Origin of the sequence: Streptomyces hokutonensis (assembly GCF_042751305.1) — a bacterium.
Lineage (GTDB): Bacteria > Actinomycetota > Actinomycetes > Streptomycetales > Streptomycetaceae > Streptomyces > Streptomyces hokutonensis_A.
Genome location: NZ_JBHYWD010000047.1, coordinates 6,104 through 20,268, shown reverse-complemented (window position 1 = coordinate 20,268; position 14,165 = coordinate 6,104). Strand labels below are relative to the sequence as shown.

Sequence of the window (14,165 nt, the reverse complement as noted above, 5' to 3'; positions counted from 1 at the left end):
GGCGAATCTTCCGCAAGGCCCGGTGCAGCCCGAACCGAATGTCGTCAATCGCAGCCGCCATCCTCACCCTGGAGCGGCAACGCTGAAAACGCTCAGTGAACTCATGCAGCACCGCAATCTGGGCTCTCAGGGCCTGCGCGTCTCGGCGCTCGGTCTGGGGACCATGGGCATGTCCATGGCCTACGGCGCCTCGAACGACGACGAGGGCCTCGCGACCATTCGCCGCGCCCACGAACTCGGGATCGACTTCTTCGACACCGCCGAGCTGTACGGCGCCGGTACCGGCAGCAACGAGATCCTCCTGGGCAAGGCGGTCAAAGACTTCCGCGACGAGGTGGTCCTCGCGACCAAGTTCGGCTTCGACATGACCGCCCCGGCGCTCAGCCCCGGCTTCAACAGCCGCCCGGAAAACATCCGCAAGGTCGCCGAGAACAGCCTGCGCTACCTGCAGAGCGACCGCATCGACCTCTTCTACCAGCACATCTCCGACCCGGACGTTCCGGTCGAGGAGGTCGCTGGCGTGGTCGGCGAACTGATCACCGAAGGCAAGGTGAAGTACTTCGGTCTGAGCAACGTCGGCCCCCAGTACATCCGCCGCGCCCACGCCGTCACCCCGGTCTCCGTGCTCCAGTACGAGTACTCGCTCTTCGAGCGGGAGGTCGAGGAGAAGATCCTTCCCGTTCTGCGGGAACTCGGCGTCGGCCTGGTGCCCTACTCCCCGCTCGGTCGCGGCTTCCTCGCCGGCCAGGTCAAGCCCGCCGGCGAATACCCCGCGGACGACATGCGCAGCTGGGACGAGCGTTGGCAGGGCGAGAACTACACGTACAACCTGCACGCCACCGAGCAGCTCAAGGACCTGGCCGACACTGCGGGTATCACCGTCGCCCAGCTCGCGCTGGCCTGGCTGCTCGCCCAGGGCGAGGACGTCGCGCCCATTCCCGGCACGCGCAGCACCAAGCGCCTCGAGGAGAACGCCGGCGCCACCGACGTCCAGCTCTCCGTCGCTGATCTGGCCCGCATCACTGAGATCCTTCCCCACGGCTCGGCAGGCAGCCGCCTCCCGGCCGCGATGCTGTCCAGCTTCACCACCGACTGAACCGCCCCTCCACGTGGCCCGCACGGGCCGGTCGACAGCAGCCGGTGACGCCGCACAGGTGACGTGCGGGTCATCATCGTCAACCGGCCCGGCGGCCGAGAATGGTAAGTCAACCGACCTGTCATCGCGGTGACGTCGAAGTTGCCTTCACGCGGTCCGTGCCGAAGTGAAGCTCGTACCCGATGAACGCGGCGTCCGAGTCGGCCTGACGATTACTGCAACTACACCCCGAAGAGCGGAACCCCTATGAGAATCCGACTGACCGCCGGAGCGACCGTCCTCAACGCAACCCTCGACGACAACGCGACGGCACGCGACTTCGCCTCGCTGCTCCCGCTGACTCTGCGAATGGATGACCTGTTCAAGCGCGAGAAGTACGGTCACCTGTCCCGGTCTCTCGCCGTGGGAGGCGAGCCGCGGTTCAGCTACGAGATCGGCGACATCGCCTACTGGTCACCTGGTCCCGACATCGCCGTCTTCTATGACAACGACGGCGAGTCCATCCCCGACCCCGGCATCGTGATCCTCGGGAAAATCGACCACTTGGGGGCCGATGCCCTCAAGAAGTACGACGGCGCGGTCGACGTCGCCATCGAGGCCATCGACTGAGACCCAGCCGGAAACCACCGAGATCTCGTCAACCAAGGGAGCGAGGGGGGAGAATCGGGGATTCGCCGGCCGCGAAGGCGGCCGGGGTGAGGCCGGTGCGGTCGCGGAAGTAGCGGCCGAAGTTCGCGGGATCGGTGAAGCCGAGGTGCACGGCCACGGTCCGGGCATCCCATTGGGCGCCTCTCAGTAGGCGCCGGGCTTCGAGGAGGCGCCGCTCGTCGATGAGTTCACGTACTCCCTTGCTGGTGGCGTCTTGGGCGGCACGGCTGAGGGTGCGGACCGAGCAGCCGAGCAACTCGGCGTAGTCCGCGGCTTGGTGCAGCTCGCGGAAGTGCAGTTCCAAGGCGTCCAGGAAGCGCCTGTACCTGTCGGCACGGCCCGTGCCGGCCGCGGCCGTGCCATCGAGGGCGATGTCCGGGGAGTTGGCCAGGCGCAGCAGCAGCGATTCGAGCAGGCTGCGCCGCAGGGCGTGGTGGACGTCGAGGGGGCGGCGCCCCAGTGCGCGGTGTTCGTCCAGGAGCTGGAGTGCCGTCTGCTGGAGCCAGGCGGTGTCGTCGGGGTGCGGGCTGAGCACGGCAGGGGCCTCGTGCGCGGTGAGCGGGGTCAGGAGACGGGCGAGGTCGGGCCGCAGCACGTCCGGTTCGAACAGGATGAACGGGCCGCGGGCCGCGCCGGGCGGATGCCAGCACTGAGCGTGCCCGGGACGCACCCACAGCCACTGCCCGGGGGCGACGGTCCGCGTGACGTAGTCGACGTCGTGCCGCAACTCACCCTCGGTGACCAGGATCAGGTAGTGGAAGGTGGCACGGCCCGGACGGGGCGGGTTCCACGGCCAGTCGTCGTGCTGGGCGAAGAAATCCTCGACGGTACTCACCTCAAGGCCGTAGGGAGTACCGACCGGGGGCTGGAAACCGTACAACCGAACCGCGGCAGGACCGGTCGCGGCTCCGCTCGGGTCAGGGTGTCGCTTGTCGACCATCACGTGTCCGCAGCCTACCGCCCTTCCAGTCGTCTTCGGCGGAAGGATGGAACGTGCCACCGCGCCCGCGCGGCGCGCCCCCTACTTCCTTCGATGCCGCAGTCCGTCACCACCTGAGAAGGCCCACCGCCCATGAACGCATCGCCCCTGCACAAGACCGCCGCCAGCTGTGCGGAGGAACTCCCCGGCGCGCAGCTGGAGCATCCATTCGGCCCGGAGTGGGAGGTCTTCAAGGTGCGCGGCAAGGTGTTCATGCTGATGACCGAGGTCCCCGGGCGGCCCGTCGTGATCCTCAAGGCAGACCCCGGAGAGGCCCACGCCCTGCGGGAGCAGTACAGCCACATCACCCCGGGCTACCACATGAACAAGAAGCACTGGATCACCCTGGAGAGCGGAGAAGGCGTCGACGGGGAACTCGTCAGGGAGCTCGTCACCGACTCCTATCGTCTCGTTGTCGCTCACCTGCCCAAGGCCGAGCGGCCGGTCGACCCGCACACCTACGGCACCGGCATGCGGGGGGTCCGGTGAGCGCGGCGGGTGAGCGGCTCCAGGGCACCGCCCGCCGGGCGGCCCTGGCCCTCCCCGACGTCAGCCACGGCTACCCCTTCACTCCCGGACTCGACGTGTACAAGGTCGTGGGCAAGGTGTTCCTGATCGTCACCGACGACCCGGACGAGCAGATCATCACGGTCAAGTGCGAACCCGAACACGCCCGCGCGCATGTAAGCGGCCACCCCTCGATCTCACCGGGCCGCTACCTCGACAAACGCCACTGGATCTCCCTCGGGACTGGCCCCGGCATCACCGAGCGGCTGGTCACCGACGCGGTCGAAGATTCCTACGACCTGGCCGCCGAGCGGCTGCCGCGACGCGACCGCCCCAGTGCCCGATGAGCACCGCGAGCTTCCCCACGAGCGGCTGAGCCACACCTGTCAGTGCCCAGTGCACGGCTCCCCCCGTCCGCTTCCGACCCGAGAGACCAATGGAACCGACCCTGCCGCTCTTCGGCGAGGAGTCCGCCCGGCCCCTCGCCGACCGCCTGCGCCCCACCCGGCTGGAAGAGGTCGTCGGGCAGGACCACCTCCTTGCCCCGGACGCCCCGCTGGGCCGCATGGTCGCCCAGCAGCGCCTCGGCTCCGCCATCCTGTGGGGCCCGCCCGGCGTCGGGAAGACCACCATCGCCCGGCTCCTCGCGGACGCCGGCAACCTGGCCTTCGAGCCGGTGTCGGCCACCTTCTCCGGCGTGGCCGATCTGCGCAAGGTCTTCGCCACCGCACGAAGCCGACGCGGCATCGGCCAGGGCACTCTGCTGTTCGTCGACGAGATCCACCGCTTCAACCGCGCCCAGCAGGACAGCTTCCTGCCCTACGTCGAGGACGGCACCGTCACCCTGATCGGCGCCACCACGGAGAACCCGAGCTTCGAACTCAACGGCGCCCTCCTCTCCCGCACCCAGGTCCTCGTCCTCAAACGCCTCGACGAAGCCGCACTGTCCACGCTCCTCGACCGCGCCGAGCAGCTCACCGGCCACCATCTGCCCCTGGACGACGACGCCCGCCGCGCCCTGGTCGCCATGGCCGACGGCGACGGCCGCTACCTCCTCAACATGGCCGAACAGCTCCAAGCCCTCCCCGACACCGAAACCACCCTGGACACCGCCGGACTCGCCCACCACATCCAGCAGCGGGCCCCGCTGTACGACAAGGCGCAGGAGGGCCACTACAACCTGATCTCCGCGCTGCACAAGTCGATGCGCGGCTCCGACCCGGACGCGGCCCTGTACTGGCTCGCCCGCATGCTCGACGGCGGCGAGGACCCGCTGTTCGTAGCCCGCCGCCTGGTCCGCTTCGCGAACGAGGACATCGGCATGGCCGACCCACACGCCATCCAACAGGCCCTCGCCGCCTGGGACGTGTACGAGCGACTCGGCTCCCCCGAGGGCGAGTTGGCGATCGCCCAGGCCGTCGTCTACCTCGCCACCGCCCCCAAGTCCATCGCCGTCTACCGCGGCTTCAACGCCGCACACCGCGCTGCCCGGCACACCGGCTCACTCATGCCACCCGCGCACATTCTCAACGCCCCGACCCGGCTGATGAAGGACCTCGGCTACGGCAAGGACTACCAGTACGACCCGGACACCACCGACGGCTTTTCCGGTGACGACTACTTCCCCGACGACATGGACCACGAGACGTACTACCAGCCCACCCGCAACGGCTACGAAGCCCAGATCACCGAGCGCCTGCGCCACTGGGCCGCTCTGCGTGCCCGCCGGCAACGCGGCTGACCGGCCGACGCCCGCGACGTCCTTTCCGAAGAGGCGATGGGTGTTGTTTTCCGACTCTGTCGGAAGAGGCCCCTGCCAGACCGGCGGCAGCTGGTCTGGCAGGTTCTCCGGGCGGGAACCGGACCCCAGGGCACTCCTTGCCCCAGGTGGATGCGGTGCGGACCGATGTCGGCCGCCTGCTCCGGCGCGACGCATCCGTAACCGAACGACTCCAGGCGTCGATGGTAAGTTGATCGACTTGCCTTATGGGTGACGCGAGGGTTATCTTCATATGGTGAGTCCATCGACTTACCTCTCGACTCGGCAAGGAACAATGAACATGACTCGTCTTGCGGGCAAGCGTGCCCTCGTCACCGGCGGCACGAGCGGGATCGGCCTGGAGACCGCGCAGCGTTTTGTCGCGGAGGGGGCCGACGTGCTGGTCACGGGCGTCACCCCGGCCAGCATCGACAGGGCGCGGCAGATCCTCGGGGAGAAGGTGCCGGTGGTGCAGGCCGACGCGCGCGATCTCGATGCGCAGCGCGGCCTGGCGAAGCGGGTGCGTGAGCACTTCGGGGAACTGGACGTGGCGTTCCTGAACGCCGGCGTCTCGGACTGGCGGCCGTTCGAGGACCACACGGAGGACAGTTTCGACCGGCTCTTCGACATCAACGTCAAGAGCGTCTTCTTCCTCACGCAGGCCCTGGTACCCGTGCTGGCCAACCCGTCCTCGGTCATCCTCAACGCGTCCAACAGCGCGCACGGCGGCTACGGGCACTCGAACGCCTACGCCGCGACGAAGGCGGCTGTCTCCTCCCTGATGCGGTCGTGGAACGCGGACCTGCTCAAGTCGCACGGCATCCGGTTCAACGCGGTCAGCCCCGGCCCGGTGGACACCCCGCTGTACTCCGCCTCCAAGCTCGGGATCGAGGACCCCGCGGTGCAGGCGGCGGTTGTGGAGGGGATCAGCTCCACCATCCCGCTCGGCCGCATGGGTCTGCCCGAGGAGGTCGCGGAAGCCGTCGTCTACCTGGCCTCCGACGCCTCCGCCTTCGCGGTGGGCCAGGACCTTATCCTGGACGGCGGCCAGACCGTCCTCTGACAGCGAGGACGCGGCCGGGAAACGGGCGAGGGGCGTGGGCATGGCGGTGGCGGAACGAGCGGAAACCGGTGGCGAAGCGAGCCGGCCCGGATATCACGCGCAGATCAAAGCGGAGAACCGCGCCCGCATCATCCGCGCCGCCCGCGACCTCTTCCTCGCCCGGGGATACGACAAGACCTCCCTCGCCCAGATCGCCCGGGAGGCGCGCGTCTCCACTGGCACCCTCTTCAAGCGGTACCCCTCCAAGGCCGCGCTGTTCGCGGCCGTCACCTCCGAACAATGGCAGCTGGATGTGGAGTACGCCGCGCCGCCACCGCCCGGCGACCCCCGATTCGGTCTGGACCACATCGGCCGCGACTACGCCTGCCTGGTCGCGCGTCCGGGCACGGCGGCGCTGTGCCGCCTCATCATCACCGAGCTGCCCCAGATGCCGGAACTCGCCGACATCGTCGGCACCGGCTTCGCCATCGACCGCGGCCCCTTCTTCGACCGGCTCCGCGACTACCTGGAGGCCGAGGCACAGGCGGGCACACTCGACTTCCGTTCGGCCGACGGACAGCCGCTGTCGGCATCCGAAGTGGCCGAACAGTTCCTCGGCATGATCTGCAGCCAGTTCCTGTGGCCCCAACTCGTACGGACCGACTTCGTTCCGCCCAACCCCACCGACGCCGCGATCGTGGACGAAGCGGTCGCCCTCATGCTCAGCCGCTACGGCTCCGGATCCTGACCCTGGACCACCAGCTCATGTGGCAAGGGCCCCGATACGTCGCCCTCTGGGACAGGTACACGTATGGGTGACTCGATCGACAACGAATGGCGGCGAGCGCGACCGGTCCTACCAGTAACCAACAGCGGTCGACAGCTGAGCCAGGACCGTGGCCTGCTGGTACTCCTGACGTGCGACCCCGGCGTTGCGCTCGGTGGCGCGACCACCGACAAGCGATCGACGAAGTACGGCGGGTGAGTACGGCAGTTCACCCGCGCGTGCCGTGCCCCGGACTGGGTGTAGGCGAGGCGACTCAGTGCGCGGAGCGGGCGCGGGGGCGCGGAAAGAGTGCCGTCCGGCAGTGGGGGAATCGCTGTGATACCGCCCCGGGTGGGCGGTCGGCGAGAGGCTTGACGCCCGTCCGTGCAGCGCGCGGACTCTACTGCCTGAGATCGATCATGCGGACCGGCTGCCCCGTCGTGCGAGCAATGGTTTCGAAGTCGCGGTCGAAGTGGAGCAGGGTGAGGCCTGCTTCTTCCGCGGCGGCGGCCACCAGGAGATCAACGGGGCCCGCACTGCGGTGTTCCCCTTTGGTGGTCAGTTGTTCCTGGACGATGCAGGAGCGGCGGTAGATGCCGTCAGGCATGGGGCACCACGCGTAGTGGGCGTCGAGTGCAGCCTTCAGTCGCGCGCGGTGCGCGGTTGAGCGGGCGGAGTAGAGGACCTCGAGTTCCGTGATGTCGCAGATCGCGACGATGCCGGCGCCGATCCTGTCGTCCCACTCAGTTGTGGTCTGGCGGAGCAGGACGCGGGCGAGGGCGGAGGTGTCGATGAGGTAGTCGGCGACGGTCACGGCCGGTACTGGTTCTTGTTCAGGAGAATGTCGATGTCCAGGGCTCCGTCGGTCACCAGTTGCCGGGCGTCTTCGAGCGCGCGCAGGCGCCGGTAGCGGGCGGTGACCTCACGCAGGGCGGTGTTGATGGTGTCGCGCTTGGTGGTGGTGCCGAGTTCCTTGGCGGCTTCTTCCAGTGCCTCGTCGTCGAGGTCGATCACGGTGCGGCTCAAGATGGCCTCCTCATGCACACTGTGGCGTATATCAATATACATGATCGATTGTATATCGACTCGCGCGCCCCTGGGCGGTCTGTTTCCCGGATCTGTGGCCTTGCGGCGAGCGCGTCGGAAGAGGGGTGTGCGCCAGGGACTTCCCGGTGGGCTCCTTTCATCGTTCGAGCTTCCAGGTGAGGCGGGAGGTCGTCACTTTGGGCATGGTGATCCGGATGTCGACGGGGGTGCCGTCACTGTGCTTGCTGCTACGGGTGGGAACTGTTCCGGCGACCGCCTTTAAGCCAGTCGGACGGGTTGAGCGAGGGGTGGCTGGTGCCGGAGGCCAGGCTGTGTGCCCAGCCTGCCCAGGCCGAGCACCGTGGCCGCGCCTCAGGCGACGTCGACGAGGGGCTTGTTGTCCGGCATGACGTACTCCTGGACGTGTGCGGTCAGGGGCCCCGGATCAGTGTCGTGGATCTGGCTCGCCGCCTTGCGTGCGGTGTCGTCCGCAGATCTGCAGGTCGCGTACGGCACAGGCTTCAGCCTCTGGTGCCCAGCTGTCGTTTTTGCGGCGGGCCTGGTCGCCGTACTGCCTCGCTCCCCGAATGGCGTAGAGGCTCTGCCTCGGCACCCGGGGAGAGCTTCCGCGCGGTTGGAAAGGGAGTCCGCTGCGGGCGGGGTCTTCGTTCCGGCCGGATCAAGCTCCGCACTGGCCGTGCGTACGCAGGGAAGCTCCCACGTGATCACGGAGGCGTCGGGCTATCGGACGTTGGCCCATGCACTTGGGGGCGATCCACCTGCCCTTGAGTCGCTGCGCGTTGGAAACGAAATCCGCTGCGCATGGTTTCGAGAGCCTCTCCTCGGCTGGGAAGAGGGTCCGTGAACCGGGTGAGCGTGCCCATCCGGGACGCGTTCTGGACGCTGGTTGGACGCAAGGATCGGAAAAGGCTGGCAAGGGCTGAGAAGGACTGAGGCGCCAAACCGCGTCTGACCTGGTAAAACGGCCAAGATGAGCATGGATCGACAAGGCCCGCCAAGATCCCCAATGGACTCATAATCCGTCGGCCGTGGGTTCGAGTCCCACCCGCCCCACCTGTCCAGGGCTGTGAACTGCGGAAACGTTCATTTTTGGGTGTCGGATCGTCAACTTTGCCTGTACGGACTGAATCCGCTGCTCGTGGGTTTGTGGTCTGGCGGTGCTCGGGGAAGCCCCAGCCCCACTGACCTGCGGCGGAGTAGAAGAGTTCCGTTGTCGCTCGCCGCCCGGGCGACTGCTCCGAGGGTCGATGCCAAGAGCCAGGGGCCGTACAGGGGCCGGGGCGGCGCAGCCGTGTCCAGGCCGACGGTTTATCCGGGACGATTCATTGCCCGCTTTGCGGGTTGCGCGGCACGGGCTTGTTGTCCCAGAAAGCTCTCCCCGGCCCGACCGCCCGTTCCGGACTCAGCCGGTTCCCGTCGGTAGCGGTTCGTCCAGGAGGAAGGCCCGCAGCAGCGCGGTGTAGCGGCCGGGCTGTTCGCCTGAGATGGAGTGTCCGGCTCCCTTGACGGTCACCAACTCGGACCCTGCGAGGGTGTGTTGGTACTCGGCGGTCACGGCGGGCTTGATGAAGTCGCATTCCCCTCGCATGATCAGAGAAGGGACGCGCAGGGTGCGCAGACGAGGCCGGGGGTCGGGGAGCTTCTCGAAGTCCTTGACGGTCATCTGGTTGCTGTAGAAGCCCTGAGGGTTGTCGTGCGCCGTGGTGGGCGGAGCGTTCTCGCACGAGGTGCTGTCCTTTCCCTGGAGGGCGACTTCGTGCATCCAGTGGTCGACCTCGCGGTCGCCGACCAGCGCGTGCGCGGCGCCGGGGTTGATCTGGAGGAGCAGGCTCGCCGCGATGATGCGGGGTGCGCTGTTCAGCCGGTCGAGCCGGGCCTTCTGGGCGGGGGAGAGGCGGTTCCAGGGTTCCCCGGCCTTGGAGCCGGGGTATTGACGGCCCCACAGCGCGCCCGGCGAGGTGAAGACCGCTTTGGCGACGTGTTCGCCATGGGTGGCCAGGTACTGGGCGGTGAGTGATCCGCCCCAGGACTGGCCGACCAGGATGATCCGGTCGGCGCCGAGTGTGCGCCGGATCGCTTCCAGGTCGGCGACCTGGCGGGCGACGGTGTATCCGGTGACGTCCGGCAGCCGGGTGGAGCGGCCGGCGCCGAGCTGGTCGTAGGAGTAGACGTCGAAGCCGTCCGCCGCGAGTTCACGGCCCCCGGTGGGGACGCCCTCGCCGGGGGTGCCAGGACCGCCGTGCAGGAAGATCACCGGGGTCGGTCTGGCCTTGCCTGTGGCGGGGGCATGGACGTAGGCGATGCGTGAACCGGTCGACAGATCCCAGAAGCGCACGCCGGGCGGGGCGGGGGCGGCCGTCGTGGTGGGCATCGGATGGAGGACGGTGGCGGTGGCGAGGACGGCGACGGCCGCGGTCAGGCAGACCGTGAGGAACGCGGACGCCCGCCGGGCCGGGCGGCGGGCGAGGCCGAACAGGGCGAACGCCGCCCGGCCCAGCAGTCCGCCGGCCAGGGCGCCGCAGACGAGACCGACGATGTCCAGGACCGGCACGCTCGCGGTGACGAACGCCGCGGCGAGGAAGCCGGCCACCGCCACGGCAGGGGTCAGCAAGAGCGCCAGGAGCAGCAGGGCGCTGCCGGCGACACGGTGGAGAAGTATGCGTGACATGCCTTCGAGGCTAGGAAGCCGACACGGGCGATCCGTCCAGCTCAGGGACGGTCCTGTCGCGTGCGAGGGCCGCCCCGCGGCGGGGTGTCACCTCCACCTCACGGCGGGGTGCCGACTCACCTCACGGCCCGCTGCCGGGCCGGATCAGCCCCGTCTCGTACGCGGCGATCGTCGCCTGCACCCGGTCGCGTACGCCGAGCTTGCCGAGGAGGACGGAGACGTGGTCCTTCACGGTGGGCGGACTCACCCTCAGCACCGTCGCGATCTCCGCGTTGGACAGCCCCCGTGCGACCTGCCGCAGCACCTCCGTCTCGCGCGGGGTGAGCAGGTCGAGCCGGGCCGCATCGAGCGGACCGGGCCCGTCCGTGAACCGGTCGATCAGCGTGCGGGTCACCGCCGGATCGAGCAGCGCGGCGCCCCCGTGGACCACCCGTACCGCGTCGATCACCCGCTCCGGCTCGGCGTCCTTGAGCAGGAAACCGGCGGCCCCGGCGCGCAGCGCGGCGAACAGGTACTCGTCGAGACCGAAGGTGGTGAGCACCAGAACACGGGTCGCGGGGCTGCGTTCGGTGATCGCGGCGGTCGCCGCGAGCCCGCCGATCCCCGGCATGCGGACATCCATCAGCGCGACGTCCGGTCGCGCCGACAGCGCGAGTTCGACCGCCGTGTCGCCGTCCGCCGCCTGCCCGACGACGCACAGGTCGGGTTCCGCGTCGAGGATGGCCGCGATCCCGGCCCGTACGACGGCCTGGTCGTCCGCGACGGTCACTCTGATCGCCATGGGAACGCCTCCGGGAGCCACACGCGGACCGCACCGCTGTCGGTCGTCGAGAGGGTACCGCCGGCGGCGTCCGCGAGCGCGCGCAGCCGCCGTTCCACGCCGGGAACGGCGGCTGCCGGACCGGAGACCTCCACGCCGTCGGGGAGCGTGCGCACGGTGAGGGTGACGCCCACGGCCATGAGCGCGGAGGCGGTCCGGTACGCGAAGACCTCCACGGCGGCGGGCAGCGGACGGCGTGCTCCGACGTACCGGACGACGGCGCCGTAGCGCGCGGCCAGCGCGGTGATCCCGGAGACGGTGGGCGGAGGGGCGTCGTCGGCGGCGTCCCCTGCGCGCAGCCCGGACAGCAGGTCCCGCAGAGCGGTCAGTCCGGCGCGGGCCTCTTCCCGTACGGCCCGCAGATCCCCCTCCTCCGCTGCGGCGACGACCGCCCGCGCGTGGCGCAGCGCCGTGTCCCGCAGCCCGGCGGCGAACAGCAGACGCTGCGCGGACACCGCCGCGTCGGCGTCCCCGTCGAGCAGGACCCGCCGCCGGGCGTCCGCGGCCCACAGCCGCTCATGCCGCCGGGCGGTCCGGCGCCCCCACGACCAGACGGCGAGGGCGGGGAGGGCCAGCACGCCCGCCAGCACGGCCCAGGCCGCGGTACGGCTGCCGGTGATGCCGCTGCCGCTCGCCAGCGCGAGCCCGCCCACGGCGGCCACGGCGAGCGGCGCGAACAGGCCTCGGCGCCAGGGCAGACGCAACCCGACGCTGTGGACGAGAGTCAGCTCGACCCACCCGTACACCAGGAAGATGTCGCTCACCGGCGGCTGGGTCCAGCCCGTCCGGTCGCAGGCCCACCACAGCAGCAGCGCCGACAGGACCGCCGCGAGCGCGCGGCCGGGCGCCCGTGAGCGCCAGGCCAGCGGCGCGGCGTGCAGGCCCGACAGCACGACGGTCACCAGCGCGGGCAGCAGGCCGCCGAACGGGGCCGGGACGTCGGCCGACAGCAGGCTCGCACCGAGCGACAGCGCGATCGCCAGGGCCACCAGCGCGTAGTCGAGCGCGGCCGTCCCACGCCACAGGGGCCGCCGGCGGAGGGGAAGAACCGTCGACGCAGGCAGGGACGCCCGCACGCTCCAGCCCTCCCAACGGCCTTGCCCCACGGGTCCCGCGCCGAACGTCCCGCCCGTCGCGGTGACCGTGGCCGCCAGCCCCGCGAGACCGCGCCCGGTCCCGAGGCCCGGCTCGACGGCCGTACCGCCGTCGTCCGTGACGGTGACGACGAACAGGCGTTCGCCGTCGGCCCGTACGGGCTCGTCCTGGTCGTCCGTCGGCTCGATCCGGACGCGCACTGTCGCGCCCTCGGCGTACCGGGCCGCGTTGGTCAACGCCTCCCGGACGACCCGGTACGTCGCTTCCGTACTGCCCGCCGGTGCCTCGTCGACCGTGCGCCGGTAGTCCACCGCGTGCGCGGCGGCCAGCGCGTCGACCTCGGTGAAGCCTGCCGCGGTCGCGTCCAGCTCGGCGAGGCGCTCCAGTTCGCGGACGGCCTCCCGGCCCGCCTCGTCGGCGTGGCGCAGCGCGTCACCGGTCCGTTCCCGGTCGGCGAGCCTGAGCGCGGCGCCCGCGGCCACCACGATCCCGGTCAGCCGATGCGCGGCCACGTCGTGCAGCTCCGCCGCCAGCCGGTCCCGTTCCGCCAGCGCCGCGAACAGCGGGACCGCCGCCGTGCCGGCCTCGTAGTCCGCCAGCGCGGACCGGCGGGCCGACCGCTGACGGCGGGAGCGGCCCGTCGCCCAGACGACCGCCACCACCCCACCGGCCGTCAGCGCGACCCCCGCCACGTAGTGCGGCGGTTCACCGCGTACGGCGGGGATCGCGGCGACGGCCAGCGTGAGCACGACGGCTCCCGTGAGGGAGGAACCGGCGGTCCTGCGTACGGCCAGCAGACGGACCATGATCAGAGAGCAGACCGCCGCGACGAGGGAGACGGCCCACACGTGCCCCGCGAAGCCGTTCACCGCCCCACGCCGACGACGGGCGACCGTTCGACGATCTCCATTCCGGCAGACTAATTGGCCTTTTCGGTAGGGGGGGAGGAGACGTCGTTGATCGTCGACTGGTGCGTGGCCGGGGTGTTTTCACCGCTTGGGCATGGCGGCGTCCCGGCGCGGTGGTCGGGTTCTCCAAGGTCTCTCGGGTCGTGGGCGGGCAGGGGTGATGCCCTCACCGAGGCCGGTGGCCTGCGGCCAGGCGACTTCGCGGGACTGGGTGCGGGCCGAACGCAGACAAGCCAGTGCCTTCCCGTCAGTCGGCGAGCACTCTCCACGCCGTCGGTATCGAGGCGACGGGGCTGAACATCCCTGCCTGGTCTCGCAGTACGGCCGGATCGGCAATGGCTTCGCCACCGCCAGGTCGGTGGTGATCCTGCCTGGATCATGTCCGGTCCCGCGCGGCCGAAGCGGCCGTAACCCGGCCGAGTACGCGGGAGCCAGGGCGGTGGCATCGGCGAGATCCCCCAGCAGCCACGCCTCGGCATGTCCGACCACCCCCGAATCGTGACCGGGACCTTGGGACGCAACCCGATACCCCGCACGTAGAGGGTGCCCTCCGCCTGGATCGACAGAAATCCCTCAGCAAGGTTCATTGCTTCAGGTCAGGAAGGCACTTTCGCGTTACCGCCACAACAGCCGCCGTGCCCGACGGAATCGGCGAGGCCAGGGAAACCCCTGATCCCGGCGTCGGGGTGGCCGTACGGTTGTTCAGGGAAACCCCTTCGTCCCTCGGGTGGATTCGTCGTACTGGCGTGGACGGGGCGGCACCGGCCCCCCCCCGCGAGGCCGGTGCAGGGCCTCAACCACCGGGGGCGCTCCCTCCGGCGGGGCCCTCC

Annotated in this window: 14 protein-coding genes and 2 pseudogenes; 8 read left to right on the top strand and 8 right to left on the bottom strand. The window is 70.0% G+C overall.

Features of this window, described 5'->3' with window-relative positions; all coding sequences use genetic code 11:
- The 3 genes and pseudogenes from ACFXC1_RS50750 to ACFXC1_RS50740 all read left to right on the top strand — a co-directional run.
- Window positions 1–86: pseudogene (locus ACFXC1_RS50750) on the top strand (IS5/IS1182 family transposase); the annotation flags it as partial.
- A gap of 17 nt (window positions 87–103) precedes the next feature.
- Window positions 104–1,096 (top strand): aldo/keto reductase, encoded by a 993-nt coding sequence (locus tag ACFXC1_RS50745; protein WP_381257169.1) that lies wholly within the window; start codon window positions 104–106, stop codon window positions 1,094–1,096.
- A 246-nt stretch (window positions 1,097–1,342) separates the two neighbouring features.
- A complete protein-coding gene (locus ACFXC1_RS50740; protein WP_280875247.1) occupies window positions 1,343–1,705 on the top strand; it encodes a cyclophilin-like fold protein in 363 nt (120 codons plus the stop codon).
- 28 nt (window positions 1,706–1,733) lie between these two features.
- Here ACFXC1_RS50740 and ACFXC1_RS50735 read toward each other — a convergent pair whose 3' ends face one another.
- Window positions 1,734–2,579 (bottom strand): helix-turn-helix domain-containing protein, encoded by an 846-nt coding sequence (locus tag ACFXC1_RS50735; RefSeq protein ID WP_381257166.1) that lies wholly within the window; start codon window positions 2,577–2,579, stop codon window positions 1,734–1,736.
- A gap of 237 nt (window positions 2,580–2,816) precedes the next feature.
- On the opposite strand from ACFXC1_RS50735, the gene ACFXC1_RS50730 reads away from it, so the two are divergent.
- From ACFXC1_RS50730 to ACFXC1_RS50710, 5 genes are all read left to right on the top strand, one after another.
- Window positions 2,817–3,212 carry an MmcQ/YjbR family DNA-binding protein gene (locus ACFXC1_RS50730; protein WP_381257163.1) on the top strand — a complete coding sequence of 132 codons (396 nt, stop codon included), beginning with the start codon at window positions 2,817–2,819 and terminating at the stop codon, window positions 3,210–3,212.
- Window positions 3,209–3,577 carry an MmcQ/YjbR family DNA-binding protein gene (locus tag ACFXC1_RS50725; protein ID WP_381257160.1) on the top strand — a complete coding sequence of 123 codons (369 nt, stop codon included), beginning with the start codon at window positions 3,209–3,211 and terminating at the stop codon, window positions 3,575–3,577. Before ACFXC1_RS50730 ends, ACFXC1_RS50725 begins: the two co-directional genes overlap by 4 nt.
- Window positions 3,578–3,666: 89 nt before the next feature.
- Window positions 3,667–4,971, top strand: coding sequence for a replication-associated recombination protein A (locus tag ACFXC1_RS50720; protein WP_381257157.1), 1,305 nt, complete (start codon window positions 3,667–3,669; stop codon window positions 4,969–4,971).
- A 319-nt stretch (window positions 4,972–5,290) separates the two neighbouring features.
- Window positions 5,291–6,052, top strand: coding sequence for an SDR family oxidoreductase (locus tag ACFXC1_RS50715; protein ID WP_381257154.1), 762 nt, complete (start codon window positions 5,291–5,293; stop codon window positions 6,050–6,052).
- Between the two features lie 40 nt (window positions 6,053–6,092).
- Window positions 6,093–6,779 (top strand): TetR/AcrR family transcriptional regulator, encoded by a 687-nt coding sequence (locus ACFXC1_RS50710; RefSeq protein WP_381257151.1) that lies wholly within the window; start codon window positions 6,093–6,095, stop codon window positions 6,777–6,779.
- Window positions 6,780–7,197: 418 nt separating this feature from the next.
- Here the strand turns inward: ACFXC1_RS50710 and ACFXC1_RS50705 are convergent, their stop codons facing one another.
- The 7 genes and pseudogenes from ACFXC1_RS50705 to ACFXC1_RS50675 all read right to left on the bottom strand — a co-directional run.
- Window positions 7,198–7,611, bottom strand: coding sequence for a PIN domain nuclease (locus ACFXC1_RS50705; protein ID WP_381257148.1), 414 nt, complete (start codon window positions 7,609–7,611; stop codon window positions 7,198–7,200).
- Window positions 7,608–7,823, bottom strand: a complete 216-nt coding sequence (locus ACFXC1_RS50700) for a type II toxin-antitoxin system VapB family antitoxin (protein WP_031047790.1) — start codon at window positions 7,821–7,823, stop codon at window positions 7,608–7,610. The genes ACFXC1_RS50705 and ACFXC1_RS50700 overlap by 4 nt, the downstream gene beginning before the upstream one ends.
- A 372-nt stretch (window positions 7,824–8,195) precedes the next feature.
- Entirely contained in the window at window positions 8,196–8,339 is a 144-nt protein-coding gene (locus ACFXC1_RS50695) for a hypothetical protein (RefSeq protein ID WP_381257145.1), read from the bottom strand.
- A 907-nt stretch (window positions 8,340–9,246) separates the two neighbouring features.
- Window positions 9,247–10,512 (bottom strand): alpha/beta fold hydrolase, encoded by a 1,266-nt coding sequence (locus tag ACFXC1_RS50690; RefSeq protein ID WP_381257142.1) that lies wholly within the window; start codon window positions 10,510–10,512, stop codon window positions 9,247–9,249.
- A 121-nt stretch (window positions 10,513–10,633) separates the two neighbouring features.
- Window positions 10,634–11,293: a response regulator gene (locus ACFXC1_RS50685; RefSeq protein ID WP_381257140.1), complete on the bottom strand. Its 660-nt coding sequence runs from the start codon at window positions 11,291–11,293 to the stop codon at window positions 10,634–10,636.
- Complete coding sequence (locus tag ACFXC1_RS50680) at window positions 11,278–13,296, bottom strand: ATP-binding protein (RefSeq protein WP_381257138.1); 2,019 nt, start codon at window positions 13,294–13,296, stop codon at window positions 11,278–11,280. Before ACFXC1_RS50680 ends, ACFXC1_RS50685 begins: the two co-directional genes overlap by 16 nt.
- A gap of 222 nt (window positions 13,297–13,518) precedes the next feature.
- Window positions 13,519–13,922 (bottom strand): annotated as a pseudogene (locus ACFXC1_RS50675) (IS1380 family transposase); the annotation flags it as partial.
- Between the last annotated feature and the right edge of the window lie 243 nt (window positions 13,923–14,165).